Below are 14,824 nucleotides of genomic sequence, written 5' to 3'. Positions count from 1 at the left end.
CTGTCCTGATTCCCTCACGTACACGAAAGACCTGACCTGACATGCTGAAAATCGCCGTCCCCAACAAGGGCTCCCTCTCCGAGACCGCGGCTCAGATGCTGCACGAGGCGGGCTATGTCGGCCGCCGCGACCCCAAAGAGCTGATCGTCACCGACGCCCGCAACGACGTCGAGTTCTTCTACCTGCGCCCGCGCGACATCGCCACCTATGTCGGCAGCGGCGCGCTCGACGTCGGCATCACCGGCCGCGACCTGCTGCTCGACTCCGGTTCGTCCGCCGCCGAGATCGCCGAGCTCGACTTCGCCGCCTCCACCTTCCGGTTCGCCGGCCCCACCGGCGTCTTCACCGATCTCGCCGACCTCGACGGAAAGCGCGTCGCCACCAGCTACCCGGGCCTGGTCGGCGACTTCCTGGCCGACAAGGGCGTCGACTCCACGCTGATCAAGCTGGACGGCGCGGTCGAATCCGCCGTGCGTCTGGGGGTCGCGGATGCGGTCGCCGACGTCGTCGAGACCGGCACGACGTTGCGCAAGCAGGGCCTCGAGATCTTCGGCCCGGTGATCCTCGAGTCGGAGGCCGTGCTCATCTCGTCGGCCTCACCGGCGTCCGGTGTCGACACGCTGCTGCGCCGGCTGCAGGGCGTGATGGTCGCCCGCCAGTACGTGCTCGTCGACTACAACCTCCCGGTCGCCCTGCTCGACCAGGCCGTCGCCCTCACGCCCGGTGTGGAGTCGCCGACCGTCTCCCCGCTGGGCGAGCCCGACTGGGTGGCCGTGCGCGTCATGATCAAGAGCGACCGCACCAACCACATCATGGACGCCCTGTACGAGCTCGGCGCCCGGGCGATCCTGGTCACCTCGATCCACGCGGCGCGCATCTGATGTCGGTCGCGGTCAGGGTCATCCCGTGTCTGGACGTGGCCGCCGGCCGCGTGGTCAAGGGTGTCAACTTCCAGAACCTCCGCGACGCCGGCGACCCGGTCGAGCTGGCGCGCTCCTACTACGAGCAGGGCGCCGACGAGCTCACCTTCCTCGACGTCACCGCCACGGTCGACAACCGGTCGACCACCTACGACGTCGTCCGCGCGACGGCCGAGCAGGTGTTCATCCCGCTGACCGTCGGCGGCGGCGTGCGCAGCACGGAGGACGTCTCACGACTGCTCGCCAGCGGCGCGGACAAGGTGGGCGTCAACTCCGCCGCCATCGCGCGCCCGGCGCTCGTCGGCGAGATCGCCGACCGGTTCGGCGCCCAGGTGCTGGTGCTCTCGCTCGACGTCAAGCGCTCGGCGGCGACCGCATCCGGTTTCGTCGTCACCACGCACGGAGGGCGCACCGAGACCGACCTCGACGCTCTGGAGTGGGCGGCGCGGGCGATCGAGCTGGGCGCGGGCGAACTGCTCGTGAACTCGATCGACGCCGACGGCACGAAAGAAGGCTTCGACACGGAGCTGATCCGCCTGATGCGTGGCATCAGCAGCGTCCCAGTGATCGCGTCAGGCGGAGCGGGCAAGGTCACCGACTTCGTGCCGGCCATCGAGGCGGGGGCGGATGCGGTGCTCGCCGCGAGCGTCTTCCACTCCGGTGAGATGACGATCGGCGACGTCAAAGAAGAACTCGTCCGGGCAGGCTTGGAGGTCAGGTCATGAGCGCAGTCGACACCGCGATCCTCGATCGCATCACGTTCAACGGCGACGGGCTGGTCCCCGCGATCATCCAGCAGTGGGACTCCCGCGAGGTGCTCATGCTGGGCTGGATGGACGCCGAGGCGTTCCGCCGCACGATGACGGAGGGCCGGGTGACCTTCTGGTCGCGATCGCGCCAGGAGTACTGGCGCAAAGGGGACACCTCCGGGAACGTCCAGTACGTGAAGTCGGCCGCGCTCGACTGCGACGGGGACACCCTGCTGGTGACCGTCGAGCAGATCGGCGCGGCCTGCCACACCGGCACGCGCACCTGCTTCGACGGCGATCAGCTCGCGCCCGTCGTCGGCGCCGCGCCAGACGCAGCGGAGGCATCGTGATCGCCACCGGCTCGACGGCCCCCACCGGATCCACCTCCCGCGACGACTTCGGGTCCCTGCTCGCCGACCACCGTGTCGTGCCCGTGGTGCGCGAGCTCTTCGCCGACGGGGAGACCCCGGTCGGCATCTACCGCAAGCTCGCCGCGAGCCGGCCGGGCACGTTCCTGCTGGAGTCCGCGGAGCAGGGCGGGATCTGGTCGCGCTTCTCGTTCGTGGGCGTCTCGTCGTTCGGCGTGCTCTCGCAGGAGGGGGACGCAGTGCGCTGGCTCGACTACGGCGTCTCGGCCGAGCGCGCGCTCGGCACCGCTGCGGACCTTCCGCCGCTCGAGGCGCTGGCCGCCCTCTACGCCCGCTGGCAGACGCCGCGGATCGAGGGACTCCCGCCCCTCACCGGAGGCCTGGTCGGCTTCATCGGCTGGGAGGCCATCCGGCAGATCGAGCGTCTGCCGCACCAGCCTCCCGCCGACTTCGACGTGCCCGGGCAGGCGCTGGCGTTCTCCGCCGACCTCGTGGTGATCGACCATCGCTCCGGCACCGTGCAGCTCATCGCCAACGTCCTCAACGACGGCGTCGACGACGCGGACGCGCTGTGGGCGGAGGCCCAGGGCCGGCTCGACGCCATGCAGACCGGGCTCGCCTTGCCGTCCGAGGCCTGGCTGGCCGAAGTCGACCTCGCAACGCCCGCCGACCCGGTGTCCCGCACGCGACGGGAGGACTTCCTCGCCTCGGTGGTCACCGCCAAGGAGCGGATCGTCGACGGGGACATCTTCCAGGTCGTGATCTCGCAGCGCTTCGAGCTCGAATGCTCCGCGCATCCGCTCGACGTGTACCGTGTGCTCCGGAGCCTCAACCCGAGCCCGTACATGTACTTGCTCGCGCTCGAGCGGCCCGACGGGGGAGCGTACTCGATCGTCGGCTCGTCGCCCGAGGCGCTGGTGAAGGTGCAGAACGGACGCGCGTTCACGCATCCGATCGCCGGTTCGAAACCGCGAGGTGCGACGCCGGAGGAGGATCTCGACCTCGAGGCCACGCTGCTCGGCGACGACAAAGAGCGCGCCGAGCACCTGATGCTCGTGGACCTGGCCCGCAACGACCTGCTGAAGGTGTGCGAGGCGGGCTCGGTCGAGGTGACCGAGTTCATGCGCGTGGAGCGGTTCAGCCACATAATGCACATCGTCTCCTCCGTCGAAGGCGACCTTCTGCCGACGGCCACCGCCATCGACGTGTTCCGGGCGACCTTCCCGGCCGGCACGCTGTCCGGCGCGCCCAAGCCACGGGCGCTGGAGATCATCGACGAACTGGAGCCGGCGCAGCGCGGGGTCTACGGCGGCGTGATCGGCTACTTCGGCTTCGCCGGCGACGCCGACCTCGCGATCGCGATCCGCACCGCCACCATCATGGACGGCGTCGCCTACGTGCAGGCGGGCGGCGGGCTCGTCGCCGACTCGATCCCGGAGAGCGAATTCCAGGAATCGCAGAACAAGGCGGCGGCGCCGTTGCGCGCCGTCGCCGTCGCGAACGCGATGAGGCGGGTGCAGGGTGTCGGACGCGACTGAGCCGGTGGAGCCCGCCGGAGAGGTTGAGGAGGCCGCAGAGGCCCGCACCCCGCGCCGTGTCTCGCGGGGCGCCAAATACCTGACGCTGCTGCTGCTCGTGATCGGGAGCGGGCTCACGCTGCTCGCTTCCACCCAGACCTGGTTCTCGGTGACCCTGACCGCGGCGGCCAACCACGCAGGCGCGATCATCGTGCAGGGCTCGGCCGCGGCGCCGGCGCTCACGGCTCTGTCCCTGGCCGGGCTCGCGCTGACCGCGGCCCTCGCGATCGCAGGCCCGGTGTTCCGCATCGTGCTGGCGCTCCTCGGCATCCTGCTCGGCGTCAGTGTGCTGATCTCGGCGGGAAGCGCGCTCGGCGACGCGCTCGGCTCCGCGTCGGCCGCCATCACCTCGGCGACGGGAGTCGCCGGCGACGCCTCGCTTTCGCGTCTCGTCGCCCGCATCGACACCGCAATCTGGCCGGCAATCGCGATCGCCGGCGGCGTCGTCCTGGTGCTCGCGAGTGCCGCGGTCATCGTCACGACCCGGCTGTGGCCGGGTCCGTCACGGCGCTATGAGACCCGTTTCGAAGATCCCGACGGCGCCCACGCCTCCGATCCTCGGACTCGGGACGCACAGGACGCGGATACTCCGACGCCGGATGCTCCGACCCCGGACGCCCGGACCCCGGATGCCCGGACCCCGGATGCCCGCGCGCAGGTCTCCGACGACGACGAGGCCCGGGCCGCAGCCGAAGCCGGGGAGCAGTCCGGCGGAACCGGGACGACGCGCCCTCTGGAGCGCGATCGGGCCATCGACAGCTGGGATGAGCTGAGCCGCGGCGAGGATCCCACGCGCTGAGACCGCAGCGCGAGGGCTGCGGTGCTACTCGCTAGACTTGAGAAGTACCCCATCGATCCACCCGTGCGCGGCCGCTCCGGCAGCGCACCTCACGAGCAGGAGTCCCATGAGCACCGAGTCAGTCGAGCCAGGCCACGGTCACTCGCCGGCGGCGTGGACGGCCGTCATCATCATGCTGATCGCGTTCACCATCGGTGCCGTCGCGTTCTACTTCGAGGCCCCCCTCGTCGTCTGGGGCGCCGCCGGGCTCGCGATCGTCGGCCTCATCGTCGGCGCCATCATGAAGCGCGCGGGCTACGGGGTCGACGGACCCAAGTACCAGCCGAAGGGCCACTGACGCGTGCTCGCCGACCTCGTCGCCGGCGCACTCGAAGACGCTGAGCGGCGACGCGCCGAGCGCCCGCTCTCCGTCGTCGAGGCCGCTGCGGCCGACCGTGCCCCCGCGATCGACGCACTCGCCGCGCTGGCCCCGGCCGAGCGCGTCAAGATCATCGCCGAGGTGAAGCGCGCGAGCCCGTCCCGCGGTGCGTTGGCCGAGATCCCCGACCCGGCCGCTCTCGCCGTCTCGTACGAGACCGGCGGAGCGAGCGCCATCAGCGTCCTCACCGAGGAGCGCCGGTTCCGCGGCTCGCTGGCCGACCTCGAGGCGGTGCGCGCCGCGGTGTCGATCCCGGTGCTCCGCAAGGAGTTCATCGCCGATCCGTACCAGGTGTTCGAGGCCCGCGCCGCAGGCGCCGACCTCGTGCTGCTCATCGTCGCCGCCCTCGACCAGGCGAAGCTCGTCTCCCTGCACGAACTCGTCACGTCGCTCGGCATGACCGCGCTCGTCGAGGCGCACTCGGCCGATGAGCTCAGTCGCGCGCTCGACACGGGCGCCGGGCTCGTGGGCGTCAACGCCCGCAACCTCTCCACGTTCGAACTGGACCGCGATCTGTTCGGCACCCTCGCCGACCGCATCCCGTCCGGTGTCATCCGCGTCGCGGAGTCCGCCGTCAAGACGGCCGACGACGTCGCGCACTATCGGGCCGCGGGCGCGGATGTCGTGCTCGTCGGCGAGGCGCTCGTCACGAGCGACCCCGTCGCAACGCTCGAGGAATTCCTGGTGGTCTGAATGTCTCTCCGCACCGAGACCGGTCCGTACTTCGGCGATTTCGGCGGGCGGTTCGTCCCCGAGTCGCTCATCGCAGCCCTCGACGAGCTCTCGACGGCCTGGGAGGAGGCGAAGGCCGATCCGGCCTTCCACGCCGAGCTCGACGAGCTGAACCGCAGCTACACCGGCCGTCCGTCGATCATCACCGAGGTACCGCGTTTCGCGGCGCACGCCGGCGGGGCGCGCATCATCCTCAAGCGCGAAGACCTCAACCACACGGGCTCGCACAAGATCAACAACGTGCTCGGCCAGGCGATCCTCACCAAGCGTATCGGCAAGACCCGGGTGATCGCCGAGACCGGAGCCGGTCAGCACGGTGTGGCCACGGCCACCGCCGCAGCCCTCTTCGGTCTCGAGTGCACCATCTACATGGGCGAGGTCGACACCGAACGCCAAGCGCTCAACGTGGCCAGGATGCGCCTGCTCGGCGCCGAGGTCGTCGCCGTCACGACCGGCTCCCGCACGCTCAAAGACGCCATCAACGACGCGATGCGCGACTGGGTGACCAACGTCGCGAACACCAACTACATCTTCGGCACGGTCGCAGGCCCGCACCCGTTCCCGGCCATGGTCCGCGACCTGCAGAAGATCATCGGCGAGGAGGCGCGCCAGCAGGTGCTCGACCTCACCGGCGCGCTCCCGGATGCCGTGGTCGCTTGCGTGGGCGGCGGCTCGAACGCGATGGGCATCTTCCACGCCTTCCTCGACGACGAAAACGTGCGGCTCGTGGGGTACGAAGCCGGCGGAGAGGGAGCGGAGACCCCGCGTCACGCTGCGACCATCACCAAAGGCCGTCCCGGAGTCCTCCACGGCGCGCGTAGCATGCTGCTGCAGGACGAGGACGGCCAGACCATCGAGTCCCACTCGATCTCCGCCGGCCTCGACTATCCGGGCGTCGGTCCGGAGCACGCCTGGCTGGCCAGCATCGGACGCGCGCAGTACGAGCCGATCTCGGATGCCGAGGCGATGGATGCCCTGCGACTGCTCAGCCGCACCGAGGGCATCATCCCCGCCATCGAGTCGGCCCATGCGCTGGCCGGCGCCCTCAAGCTCGGCCGGGAGCTCGGACCCGAGGGCACCATCCTGGTCAACCTCAGCGGACGAGGCGACAAAGACATGGAGACGGCCGGCCGGTACTTCGACCTGATCGACGAAGACGCGGTGCAGTCGTGAGCAGCACATCCGTGGAGAGCCGCGTCGCCACCACGATCGCGCGCCGCAACGCCGAGGCAGCCGGCGCCCTGGTCGGCTACCTGCCGGCCGGGTTCCCCGACCTGCGGACCAGCATCGACGCCGCGGTGGCCATCGCCCGCAACGGCGTCGACGTGATCGAACTGGGCCTTCCGTACTCCGACCCGGTGATGGACGGTGCGGTCATCCAGGCCGCGACCCAGAAGGCGCTGTCGAACGGGTTCCGGCTGCGCGACGGCTTCACCGCGGTCCGCGAGATCTCCGCCGCCGTCGACGTCCCCGTGCTCGTCATGACCTACTGGAACCCCGTCGTGCAGTACGGCGTCGACCGGTTCGCCGACGACCTCGTCGCGGCCGGGGGAGCGGGCCTCATCACGCCCGACCTCATCCCGGACGAAGGCGCCGACTGGCTCGCCGCCTCCGAGCGCGCCGGGCTCGACCGTGTCTTCCTCGCGGCGCCGTCGTCGACGGAGGCGCGGCTGCGTCAGGCGGTCGAGGCGAGCCGCGGGTTCGTCTACGCCGTCTCGACCATGGGCATCACGGGCGCCCGCACCGACGTGGACTCCGCGGCGCGATCGCTCGTCGCCCGGCTCCGCGACGTCGGCGCCACCAGCACCTGCGTCGGCCTCGGCATCTCGACGGCCGCCCAGGTGGCGGAGGTGCTCGAGTACGCCGACGGTGCGATCGTCGGCTCCGCCCTCGTGAAAGCACTGTCCGACGGCGGTGTCGAGCGGGTCGCCCACGTGGCCGCCGCACTGTCCGAGGGCACGGCCAAAGCCAAATAGACTATGGTGGCCGCGCGCACGTTCCGCGCGGTCTGATCAACACGAAAGGTGAGTCATCGGGTGTTTGCGACGATGAGCAGCTGGTACGCGAGCATTCCCAGCCCGGGACCCGAGTGGCAGCAGATTCCTCTGCCGTTCTGGCCGTACCGCGTGACGACCTATGCGCTCATCATCCTGATCGGCATCATCGTGGCCGCGATCTGGACCTCGCGCCGCCTCACCAAGCGCGGCGGAGAGCCGGGCGTCGTGCTCGACATCATCCTGTGGGCCGTTCCGCTCGGCATCATCGGTGCCCGCCTCTACCACGTGATCACTCACCCGGCCGACTACTTCTACCCGGGCGCCAACCTCTGGAACGTCCTGTTCATCTGGGACGGCGGGAACGCGATCTTCGGCTCGCTGATCGGTGGCGCGATCGGCGCCTACATCGGGTGCCGGCTGTCGGGCATCCGGTTCTGGTCCTTCGCCGACGTGCTGGCGCCCGCGCTGCTGCTCGCCCAGGCCATCGGCCGCTTCGGCAACTACTTCAACCAGGAGCTCTTCGGCCTGCCCACCAATGTGCCGTGGGGCCTCCAGATCGACGCCGGCAACAAGGCGATCCCGGTCGGCCTCCCCGACGGCACGCTGTTCCAGCCGTTGTTCCTCTACGAGATCATCTGGAATGTGATCGGCATCGCCGTGATCCTGTTCCTGGAGCGGCGATTCCAGCTCCGCTGGGGCAAGACGTTCGCGGTTTACCTCATCTGGTACGGCCTCGGCCGCTCCTACCTGGAGTCGATCCGCATCGACCCGAGCGAGTTCTCGGTCCTCGGCATCCAGAGCAACGTCTGGGCGGCTTTCCTGGCCGTCGTGCTCGGCATCGTGCTGCTCGTCACGCAGACCCGTCGCCACCCCGGACTCGAGCCCGGGGTGTACCGACCGGGTCGTGAATGGGTTCGGCCGGATGCTGAGGTAGACTCTGACGACACCGATTCGGACGATGAGGATCATGGCGATGACGCCATCGAGCCGAACGAACCGGGCGCAGCCAAAGCCACAAGCTCACTCGGCTCGTAAAGTCCACCTGTCGAGGAAACCCTGAAGCACCTCTGACCGCACCGACTCCCCAGCCCGCACCAGGGCTGCCGAGAGCGGCGGAACCCTCCCCAGTCCCCGGGCCGATGGCGTCCCCCCGCAATTACGTATCAACGTGAGGACGGTCGAAAGATGGCGCTTACGCTTCCCCACACCCGCTTCAGCACGACCCCTGTGAAGCAGGGTCTCTACGACCCTGCCTTCGAGAAGGACGCGTGCGGTCTCGCGATGGTGGCCACGCTGCGTGGCACCGCCGGGCACGACATCATCGACGCGGCGCTGAACGCCCTGCGCAACCTCGAGCACCGTGGCGCTGTCGGTTCCGACGCCGGCACCGGTGACGGAGCCGGCATCATCACCCAGGTTCCGGACGCATTCCTGCGCGCCGTCGCGGGGCTCGAACTCCCCGCACCCGGCGCGTACGCGGTCGGCAACGCCTTCCTCCCGGTGGAGCCGGGGGAGCGTGCGGCGGTGAAGGCCGCCATCGAGGCGATCGCGATCGAGCAGGAGCTCGCCGTGATCGGCTGGCGCGACGTGCCGGTGCGCCCCGACGAGATCGGGAACCTGGCGCGTGACGCGATGCCGGCGATCGAGCAGCTGTTCGTGTCGAGCACCCGCACGGACGACGGCGAGCCGGTGAGCGGGATCCTGCTCGACCGCCAGACCTTCTTCCTGCGCAAGCGCGTCGAGCGCGAACTCGACGTGTACTTCACCTCGCTGTCCAGCCGCACGCTGGTCTACAAGGGAATGGTCACCACGCTCCAGCTGGAGCCGTTCTACCCCGACCTCTCCGACCAGCGATTCGCCTCCAAACTGGCGCTCGTCCACTCGCGCTACTCCACGAACACCTTCCCGTCGTGGCCGCTCGCGCAGCCGTTCCGCCTGATCGCGCACAACGGCGAGATCAACACCGTGCAGGGCAACCGCAACTGGATGCGCGCGCGGCAGTCGCAGCTCGAGAGCGAACTGCTCGGCGACCTGGCGCCCGTGCTGCCGATCGTCACGCCCGGCGCGAGCGACTCGGCGTCGTTCGACGAGGTGGTGGAGCTGCTCTCGCTCTCCGGCCGCTCGCTTCCGCACGCCGTGATGATGATGGTGCCGGAGGCGTGGGAGAACCAACCCGGTCTCGAGCCCGTGCGCCGCGACTTCTACGAGTACAACTCGATGCTGATGGAGCCCTGGGACGGCCCTGCCGCGATCGTCTTCACCGACGGTTCGGTGGTCGGAGCGACCCTCGACCGCAACGGGCTGCGCCCCGGCCGCTATGTCGTGACGAACGACGGCCTGGTGGTGCTCGCCAGCGAGATCGGCGTGCTCGACATCGAGCCGAGCAGGGTCGTGCGCAAGGGACGTCTGCGACCCGGCCGCATGTTCCTGGTCGACACGGTCGCCGGACGCCTCATCGAGGACGACGAGATCAAGGCGGAGCTCGCCGCAGGCGCGCCCTACGGCGAGTGGCTCGACGAGGGCCGCATCAACCTCAAAGACCTCCCCGAGCGCGAGCACATCGTGCACACCCCCGCGTCGATCACGCGGCGCCAGCGCACCTTCGGCTACACGGAGGAGGAGGTGCGCATCCTGCTCAAGCCGATGGCGACGACGGGTGCGGAACCCCTCGGCGCCATGGGGTCGGACACGCCCGTCGCGGTGCTCTCGGAGCGCCCGCGCCTGCTCTTCGACTACTTCACCCAGCAGTTCGCGCAGGTCACGAACCCGCCGCTCGACTCCATCCGCGAAGAAGTCGTCACCTCGCTGAAGCTCGGCCTCGGCCCGGAGCGCAACCTGCTCTCGGCGGGCCCGGAGCACGCCCGCCAGGTCGTCCTCGACTTCCCGGTGATCGACAACGACGAGCTCGCCAAGATCCAGCACATCGACCCGCGCCCGGGAAGCAGGCTGACCACGACGGTCAGGGGTCTCTACCGGGTCGAATCCGGTCCGGACGCGATGAAGGCGCGCCTCGCCGAGATGTGCGACGAGGTCGACGAGGCCATCGAGGCCGGCGCCCAGTTCATCGTGCTGAGCGACCGCGACTCCACCAAAGACCTCGCCCCCATCCCGTCGCTGCTCATGCTGGCGGCGGTGCACCACCATCTCATCCGTGCGGAGAACCGCATGAAGGTGGGCATCATCGTCGAGGCCGGCGATGTGCGGGAGGTCCACCACGTCGCACTCCTCATCGGCTACGGCGCATCGGCGATCAACCCGTACCTGGCGATGGAGACCTGCGAGGAGCTCGTCCGCAGTGGCATGATCACGGGCGTCAGCCCCGAGAAGGCCGTCAAGAACGTGATCAAGGCGCTCGGCAAGGGTGTGCTGAAGATCATGTCGAAGATGGGCATCTCGACTGTGTCGTCCTATGCCGGCGCCCAGGCCTTCGAGGCGGTCGGCCTCAGCCAGGAGTTCGTCGACCAGTACTTCACCGGCACCACGAGCAAGCTCGGCGGCGTCGGCATCGAGGTGATCTCCTCCGAGAACATGTCCCGCCACACCAGCGCGTACCCGTCCGAGGGCGCAGCGCTCGCGCATGAGCGTCTCGCGACCGGCGGCGAGTACCAGTGGCGTCGTGACGGTGCACCGCACCTCTTCAACCCGGAGACCGTGTTCCGGCTCCAGCACTCGACGCGCATGCGCCGCTACGACATCTTCAAGCAGTACACCGACCAGGTCGACAACCAGGCCGAGTCGCTCATGACCCTGCGCGGCATGTTCAAGCTGCAGACCGGTGTGCGGCCGCCGGTGCCGCTCGACGAGGTCGAGTCGGTCGAGTCGATCGTCAAGCGGTTCTCGACCGGCGCGATGAGCTACGGCTCCATCTCGAAGGAAGCCCACGAGACGCTGGCGATCGCCATGAACCGGCTCGGCGCCAAGTCGAACACGGGCGAGGGCGGCGAAGACCTCGACCGCCTGCTCGACCCCGAGCGCCGCAGCGCGATCAAGCAGGTCGCCTCCGGCCGGTTCGGCGTCACGTCGATGTACCTGACCCACGCCGACGACATCCAGATCAAGCTCGCCCAGGGCGCCAAGCCCGGCGAGGGCGGCCAGCTGCCTCCGACCAAGGTGTACCCGTGGGTCGCCCGCACCCGTCACGCGACCGCGGGCGTCGGCCTCATCTCGCCGCCGCCGCACCACGACATCTACTCGATCGAAGACCTCAAGCAGCTGATCTTCGACCTCAAGCGCGCCAACCCGAACGCCCGCGTGCACGTCAAGCTGGTGAGCGAATCGGGCATCGGTGCGGTCGCCGCCGGTGTCGCCAAAGCACTCGCCGACGTCGTGCTCGTGTCCGGCCACGACGGCGGAACGGGCGCGTCCCCGGTCAACTCGCTGAAGCATGCGGGCACGCCGTGGGAGCTCGGCCTCGCCGAGACCCAGCAGACGCTGATGCTCAACGGGATGCGCGACCGCGTCGTCGTACAGGTCGACGGTCAGTTGAAGACTGGTCGCGACGTGATCGTCGGCGCGCTGCTCGGCGCTGAGGAGTTCGGCTTCGCGACGGCGCCGCTGGTGGTCTCGGGCTGCATCATGATGCGCGTCTGCCACCTCGACACCTGCCCGGTGGGCGTCGCCACCCAGAACCCCGAGCTGCGCTCCCGCTTCTCGGGCAAGCCGGAGTTCGTCGTGAACTTCTTCGAGTTCATCGCCCAGGAGGTGCGCGAGTACCTCGGTGAGCTCGGCTTCCGCACGCTCGACGAGGCCATCGGCCACAGCGAACTGCTCGACGTGAACGGGGCCATCGACCACTGGAAGGCGTCGGGGCTCGACCTCTCGCCCATCCTGACCGGGCCGGAGTTCCCCGACGACGCGCCCCGCAAGAACGGCCGTCACCAGGACCACGAGCTCGAGAAGCACTTCGACAACCAGCTGATCGAACGCAGCGCCGACGTGCTGGCGAACGGCGGGCACATCGAGATCGACCTCCCGATCCGAAACACGGAGCGGGCCGTCGGCACGATGCTCGGCCACGAGGTGACGGTCCGCCACGGCGAGAACGGTCTCCCCACCGGCTCCATCGAGATCACCCTCACCGGGTCGGCGGGCCAGTCGCTGGGCGCCTTCCTGCCGAGCGGCATCACGCTGCGCCTCGAGGGCGACACCAACGACTACGTCGGCAAGGGCCTCTCGGGCGGGCAGATCGTGATCCGGCCCGACAAGGGCAGCGTGTTCCCGGCCGAGCGCAACGTGATCGCAGGCAATGTGATCGGCTACGGCGCCACGCAGGGCAGCATGTTCATCCGCGGCATCGTGGGCGAGCGCTTCCTGGTGCGCAACTCCGGAGCGACCGCCGTCGTCGAAGGGGTCGGAGATCACGCGCTGGAGTACATGACCGGTGGCCTCGCCGTCATCCTGGGCGGGACCGGGCGCAACCTCGGCGCCGGGATGTCGGGCGGGACGGCGTACGTGTACGAGCTCACGGAGGAGCAGGTCAACCGCGACTCGCTCGCCACGGGCGAGCTCGAACTGCTGCCGCTCGGCAGCGCCGACATGGAGATCGTGCGCGACCTCCTGGAGCGTCACGTCGCGGAGACGGACTCGGCGCTCGCCATCAAACTGCTCGAGGACTTCGACGACACCGTCGCGAAGTTCGTCAAGGTGCTGCCGCGGGACTACGCGGCCGTGCTGCAAATGCGTCAGGACGCCGTCGACGAGGGGCTCGACCCCGACGGCGACATCGTGTGGAACAGGATTCTGGAGGTGACCGGTGGCTGACCCGAAGGGCTTCCTCAAAGTTACGGAGCGCGAGCTCCCCAAGCGCCGCCCGGTCTCGGTGCGCCTGATGGACTGGAAAGAGGTCTATGAGGCCGGCGACCCGGCTCAGCTGCGCCGCCAGGCCGGCCGCTGCATGGACTGCGGCGTGCCGTTCTGTCATCAGGGATGCCCGCTGGGCAACCTGATCCCGGAGTGGAACGACCTCATGTGGCGCGGCGAGGGCCGCCAGGCCATCGAGCGACTGCACGCGACGAACAACTTCCCGGAGTTCACCGGCCGTCTGTGCCCGGCGCCCTGCGAGTCGTCCTGCGTGCTCGGCATCAACCAGCCCGCGGTCACGATCAAGCAGGTCGAGGTGTCGATCATCGACCAGGCCTGGCAGAACGGCTGGGTGCAGCCGCACCCGCCGGAGCGCCTCACCGGCAAGACGGTCGCCGTCGTCGGATCGGGCCCGGCCGGCCTGGCCGCCGCCCAGCAGCTCACCCGCGCCGGTCACACGGTCGCGGTGTACGAGCGCGACGACCGCATCGGCGGCCTGCTCCGCTACGGCATCCCGGACTTCAAGATGGAGAAGAAGCACCTCGAGGCGCGACTGAACCAGATGATGGCCGAGGGCACGCGCTTCCGCGCCGGCGTCGACATCGGCGTGGACATCACCTGGGACGACCTGCGGGCGCGCTATGACTCGGTCGTCGTCGCGACCGGCGCCATGGTTCCGCGCGACCTGCCGATCCCGGGCCGTGACCTCAGCGGGGTGCACTTCGCGATGGAGTACCTCGTGCAGCAGAACAAGGCCGGAGCCGGCGACGGCATCGCCGACCAGATCACGGCCGAGGGCAAGCACGTGGTGGTCCTCGGTGGTGGCGACACCGGCGCGGACTGCATCGGCACCGCGCACCGTCAGGGCGCCGCGTCGGTGACCAATCTCGCCATCGGCACGCAGCCGCCCAGCGAGCGTCCGGCCCACCAGCCGTGGCCGACCACCCCGACACTTTTCGAGATGCAGAGCGCGCACGAGGAGGGCGGCCGCCGCGAGTACCTCGCGTCGACCGTCGAGTTCCTCGCTAACGAGTACGGCGAGGTGCGAGCGATCCGCGTGGCGGAGACCGAGTACCTCGACGGACGCCGAGTTCCCAAGGCGGGCACCGAGCGCGAGATACCCGCCGACCTCGTGCTGCTGGCCCTCGGGTTCACCGGCCCGGAGTCGGAGCAACTGTCCGACCAGCTTCAGGTCCCCTTCGACGAGCGCGGCAATGTGCAGCGCGACGGCGACTACCAGACCAGCCAGCCGGGCGTGTTCGTCGCCGGCGACGCGGGCCGCGGGCAGTCGCTCATCGTCTGGGCGATCGCAGAAGGACGTGCAGCGGCCGCAGCGGTTGACCGGTATCTTGAAGGAGAGACGCAGCTGCCGTCCCCGATCCGACCCACCGACCGGGGCATCCTCGTCTGAATTGTTGGACGCGCGCGCGGAACCGCCGCGCACGTCATCACCGAATCGAGCGCC

The 14,824-nt window shown here is 69.5% G+C and carries 12 protein-coding genes; all 12 read left to right on the top strand.

What is annotated here, in order from left to right; genetic code table 11:
- The first annotated feature begins 41 nt into the window (after window positions 1-41).
- The 12 genes from hisG (at window position 42) to ACFVV5_RS04805 (ending at window position 14,770) form a co-directional block, all read left to right on the top strand.
- Window positions 42-881: an ATP phosphoribosyltransferase gene (hisG, locus tag ACFVV5_RS04860; RefSeq protein WP_387239782.1), complete on the top strand. Its 840-nt coding sequence runs from the start codon at window positions 42-44 to the stop codon at window positions 879-881.
- Window positions 881-1,645: an imidazole glycerol phosphate synthase subunit HisF gene (hisF, locus tag ACFVV5_RS04855; protein ID WP_387239779.1), complete on the top strand. Its 765-nt coding sequence runs from the start codon at window positions 881-883 to the stop codon at window positions 1,643-1,645. Before hisG ends, hisF begins: the two co-directional genes overlap by 1 nt.
- A complete protein-coding gene (hisI, locus tag ACFVV5_RS04850) occupies window positions 1,642-2,019 on the top strand; it encodes a phosphoribosyl-AMP cyclohydrolase (protein WP_387239776.1) in 378 nt (125 codons plus the stop codon). Before hisF ends, hisI begins: the two co-directional genes overlap by 4 nt.
- The gene (locus tag ACFVV5_RS04845; RefSeq protein ID WP_387239773.1) at window positions 2,016-3,575 is read left to right on the top strand and encodes an anthranilate synthase component I; all 1,560 of its coding nucleotides are present in this window, start codon (window positions 2,016-2,018) and stop codon (window positions 3,573-3,575) included. Before hisI ends, ACFVV5_RS04845 begins: the two co-directional genes overlap by 4 nt.
- Complete coding sequence (locus tag ACFVV5_RS04840) at window positions 3,559-4,413, top strand: Trp biosynthesis-associated membrane protein (protein WP_387239770.1); 855 nt, start codon at window positions 3,559-3,561, stop codon at window positions 4,411-4,413. Before ACFVV5_RS04845 ends, ACFVV5_RS04840 begins: the two co-directional genes overlap by 17 nt.
- Window positions 4,414-4,519: 106 nt before the next feature.
- A complete protein-coding gene (locus ACFVV5_RS04835; protein ID WP_387239767.1) occupies window positions 4,520-4,750 on the top strand; it encodes a DUF6704 family protein in 231 nt (76 codons plus the stop codon).
- Window positions 4,751-4,753: 3 nt separating this feature from the next.
- Entirely contained in the window at window positions 4,754-5,524 is a 771-nt protein-coding gene (trpC, locus tag ACFVV5_RS04830) for an indole-3-glycerol phosphate synthase TrpC (protein ID WP_387239764.1), read from the top strand.
- The gene (gene trpB / locus ACFVV5_RS04825; protein WP_387239761.1) at window positions 5,525-6,736 is read left to right on the top strand and encodes a tryptophan synthase subunit beta; all 1,212 of its coding nucleotides are present in this window, start codon (window positions 5,525-5,527) and stop codon (window positions 6,734-6,736) included. It abuts the gene before it with no gap.
- 11 nt (window positions 6,737-6,747) lie between these two features.
- Window positions 6,748-7,539 carry a tryptophan synthase subunit alpha gene (gene trpA, locus ACFVV5_RS04820; RefSeq protein WP_387240111.1) on the top strand — a complete coding sequence of 264 codons (792 nt, stop codon included), beginning with the start codon at window positions 6,748-6,750 and terminating at the stop codon, window positions 7,537-7,539.
- A gap of 72 nt (window positions 7,540-7,611) precedes the next feature.
- Window positions 7,612-8,595, top strand: coding sequence for a prolipoprotein diacylglyceryl transferase (gene lgt / locus ACFVV5_RS04815; RefSeq protein ID WP_387239758.1), 984 nt, complete (start codon window positions 7,612-7,614; stop codon window positions 8,593-8,595).
- A gap of 150 nt (window positions 8,596-8,745) precedes the next feature.
- Window positions 8,746-13,320, top strand: coding sequence for a glutamate synthase large subunit (gene gltB, locus ACFVV5_RS04810; protein WP_387239755.1), 4,575 nt, complete (start codon window positions 8,746-8,748; stop codon window positions 13,318-13,320).
- Window positions 13,313-14,770: a glutamate synthase subunit beta gene (locus tag ACFVV5_RS04805; protein ID WP_387239752.1), complete on the top strand. Its 1,458-nt coding sequence runs from the start codon at window positions 13,313-13,315 to the stop codon at window positions 14,768-14,770. Before gltB ends, ACFVV5_RS04805 begins: the two co-directional genes overlap by 8 nt.
- Window positions 14,771-14,824: the final 54 nt, after the last annotated feature.

It is taken from the genome of Leifsonia sp. NPDC058248 (genome assembly GCF_042881905.1).
GTDB lineage: Bacteria > Actinomycetota > Actinomycetes > Actinomycetales > Microbacteriaceae > Leifsonia.
The sequence above is the reverse complement of the archived record's forward strand: the minus strand, read 5'-3'. Positions and strand labels throughout refer to the sequence as shown.

What these genes read in the sequence shown, in the direction of transcription:
- hisG (WP_387239782.1), top strand. Translation starts at nt 42, where the DNA reads ATGCTGAAAATCGCCGTCCCCAACAAGGGCTCCCTCTCCGAGACCGCG.
- hisF (WP_387239779.1), top strand. Translation starts at nt 881, where the DNA reads ATGTCGGTCGCGGTCAGGGTCATCCCGTGTCTGGACGTGGCCGCCGGC.
- hisI (WP_387239776.1), top strand. Translation starts at nt 1,642, where the DNA reads ATGAGCGCAGTCGACACCGCGATCCTCGATCGCATCACGTTCAACGGC.
- ACFVV5_RS04835 (WP_387239767.1), top strand. Translation starts at nt 4,520, where the DNA reads ATGAGCACCGAGTCAGTCGAGCCAGGCCACGGTCACTCGCCGGCGGCG.
- trpB (WP_387239761.1), top strand. Translation starts at nt 5,525, where the DNA reads ATGTCTCTCCGCACCGAGACCGGTCCGTACTTCGGCGATTTCGGCGGG.
- lgt (WP_387239758.1), top strand. Translation starts at nt 7,612, where the DNA reads ATGAGCAGCTGGTACGCGAGCATTCCCAGCCCGGGACCCGAGTGGCAG.
- gltB (WP_387239755.1), top strand. Translation starts at nt 8,746, where the DNA reads ATGGCGCTTACGCTTCCCCACACCCGCTTCAGCACGACCCCTGTGAAG.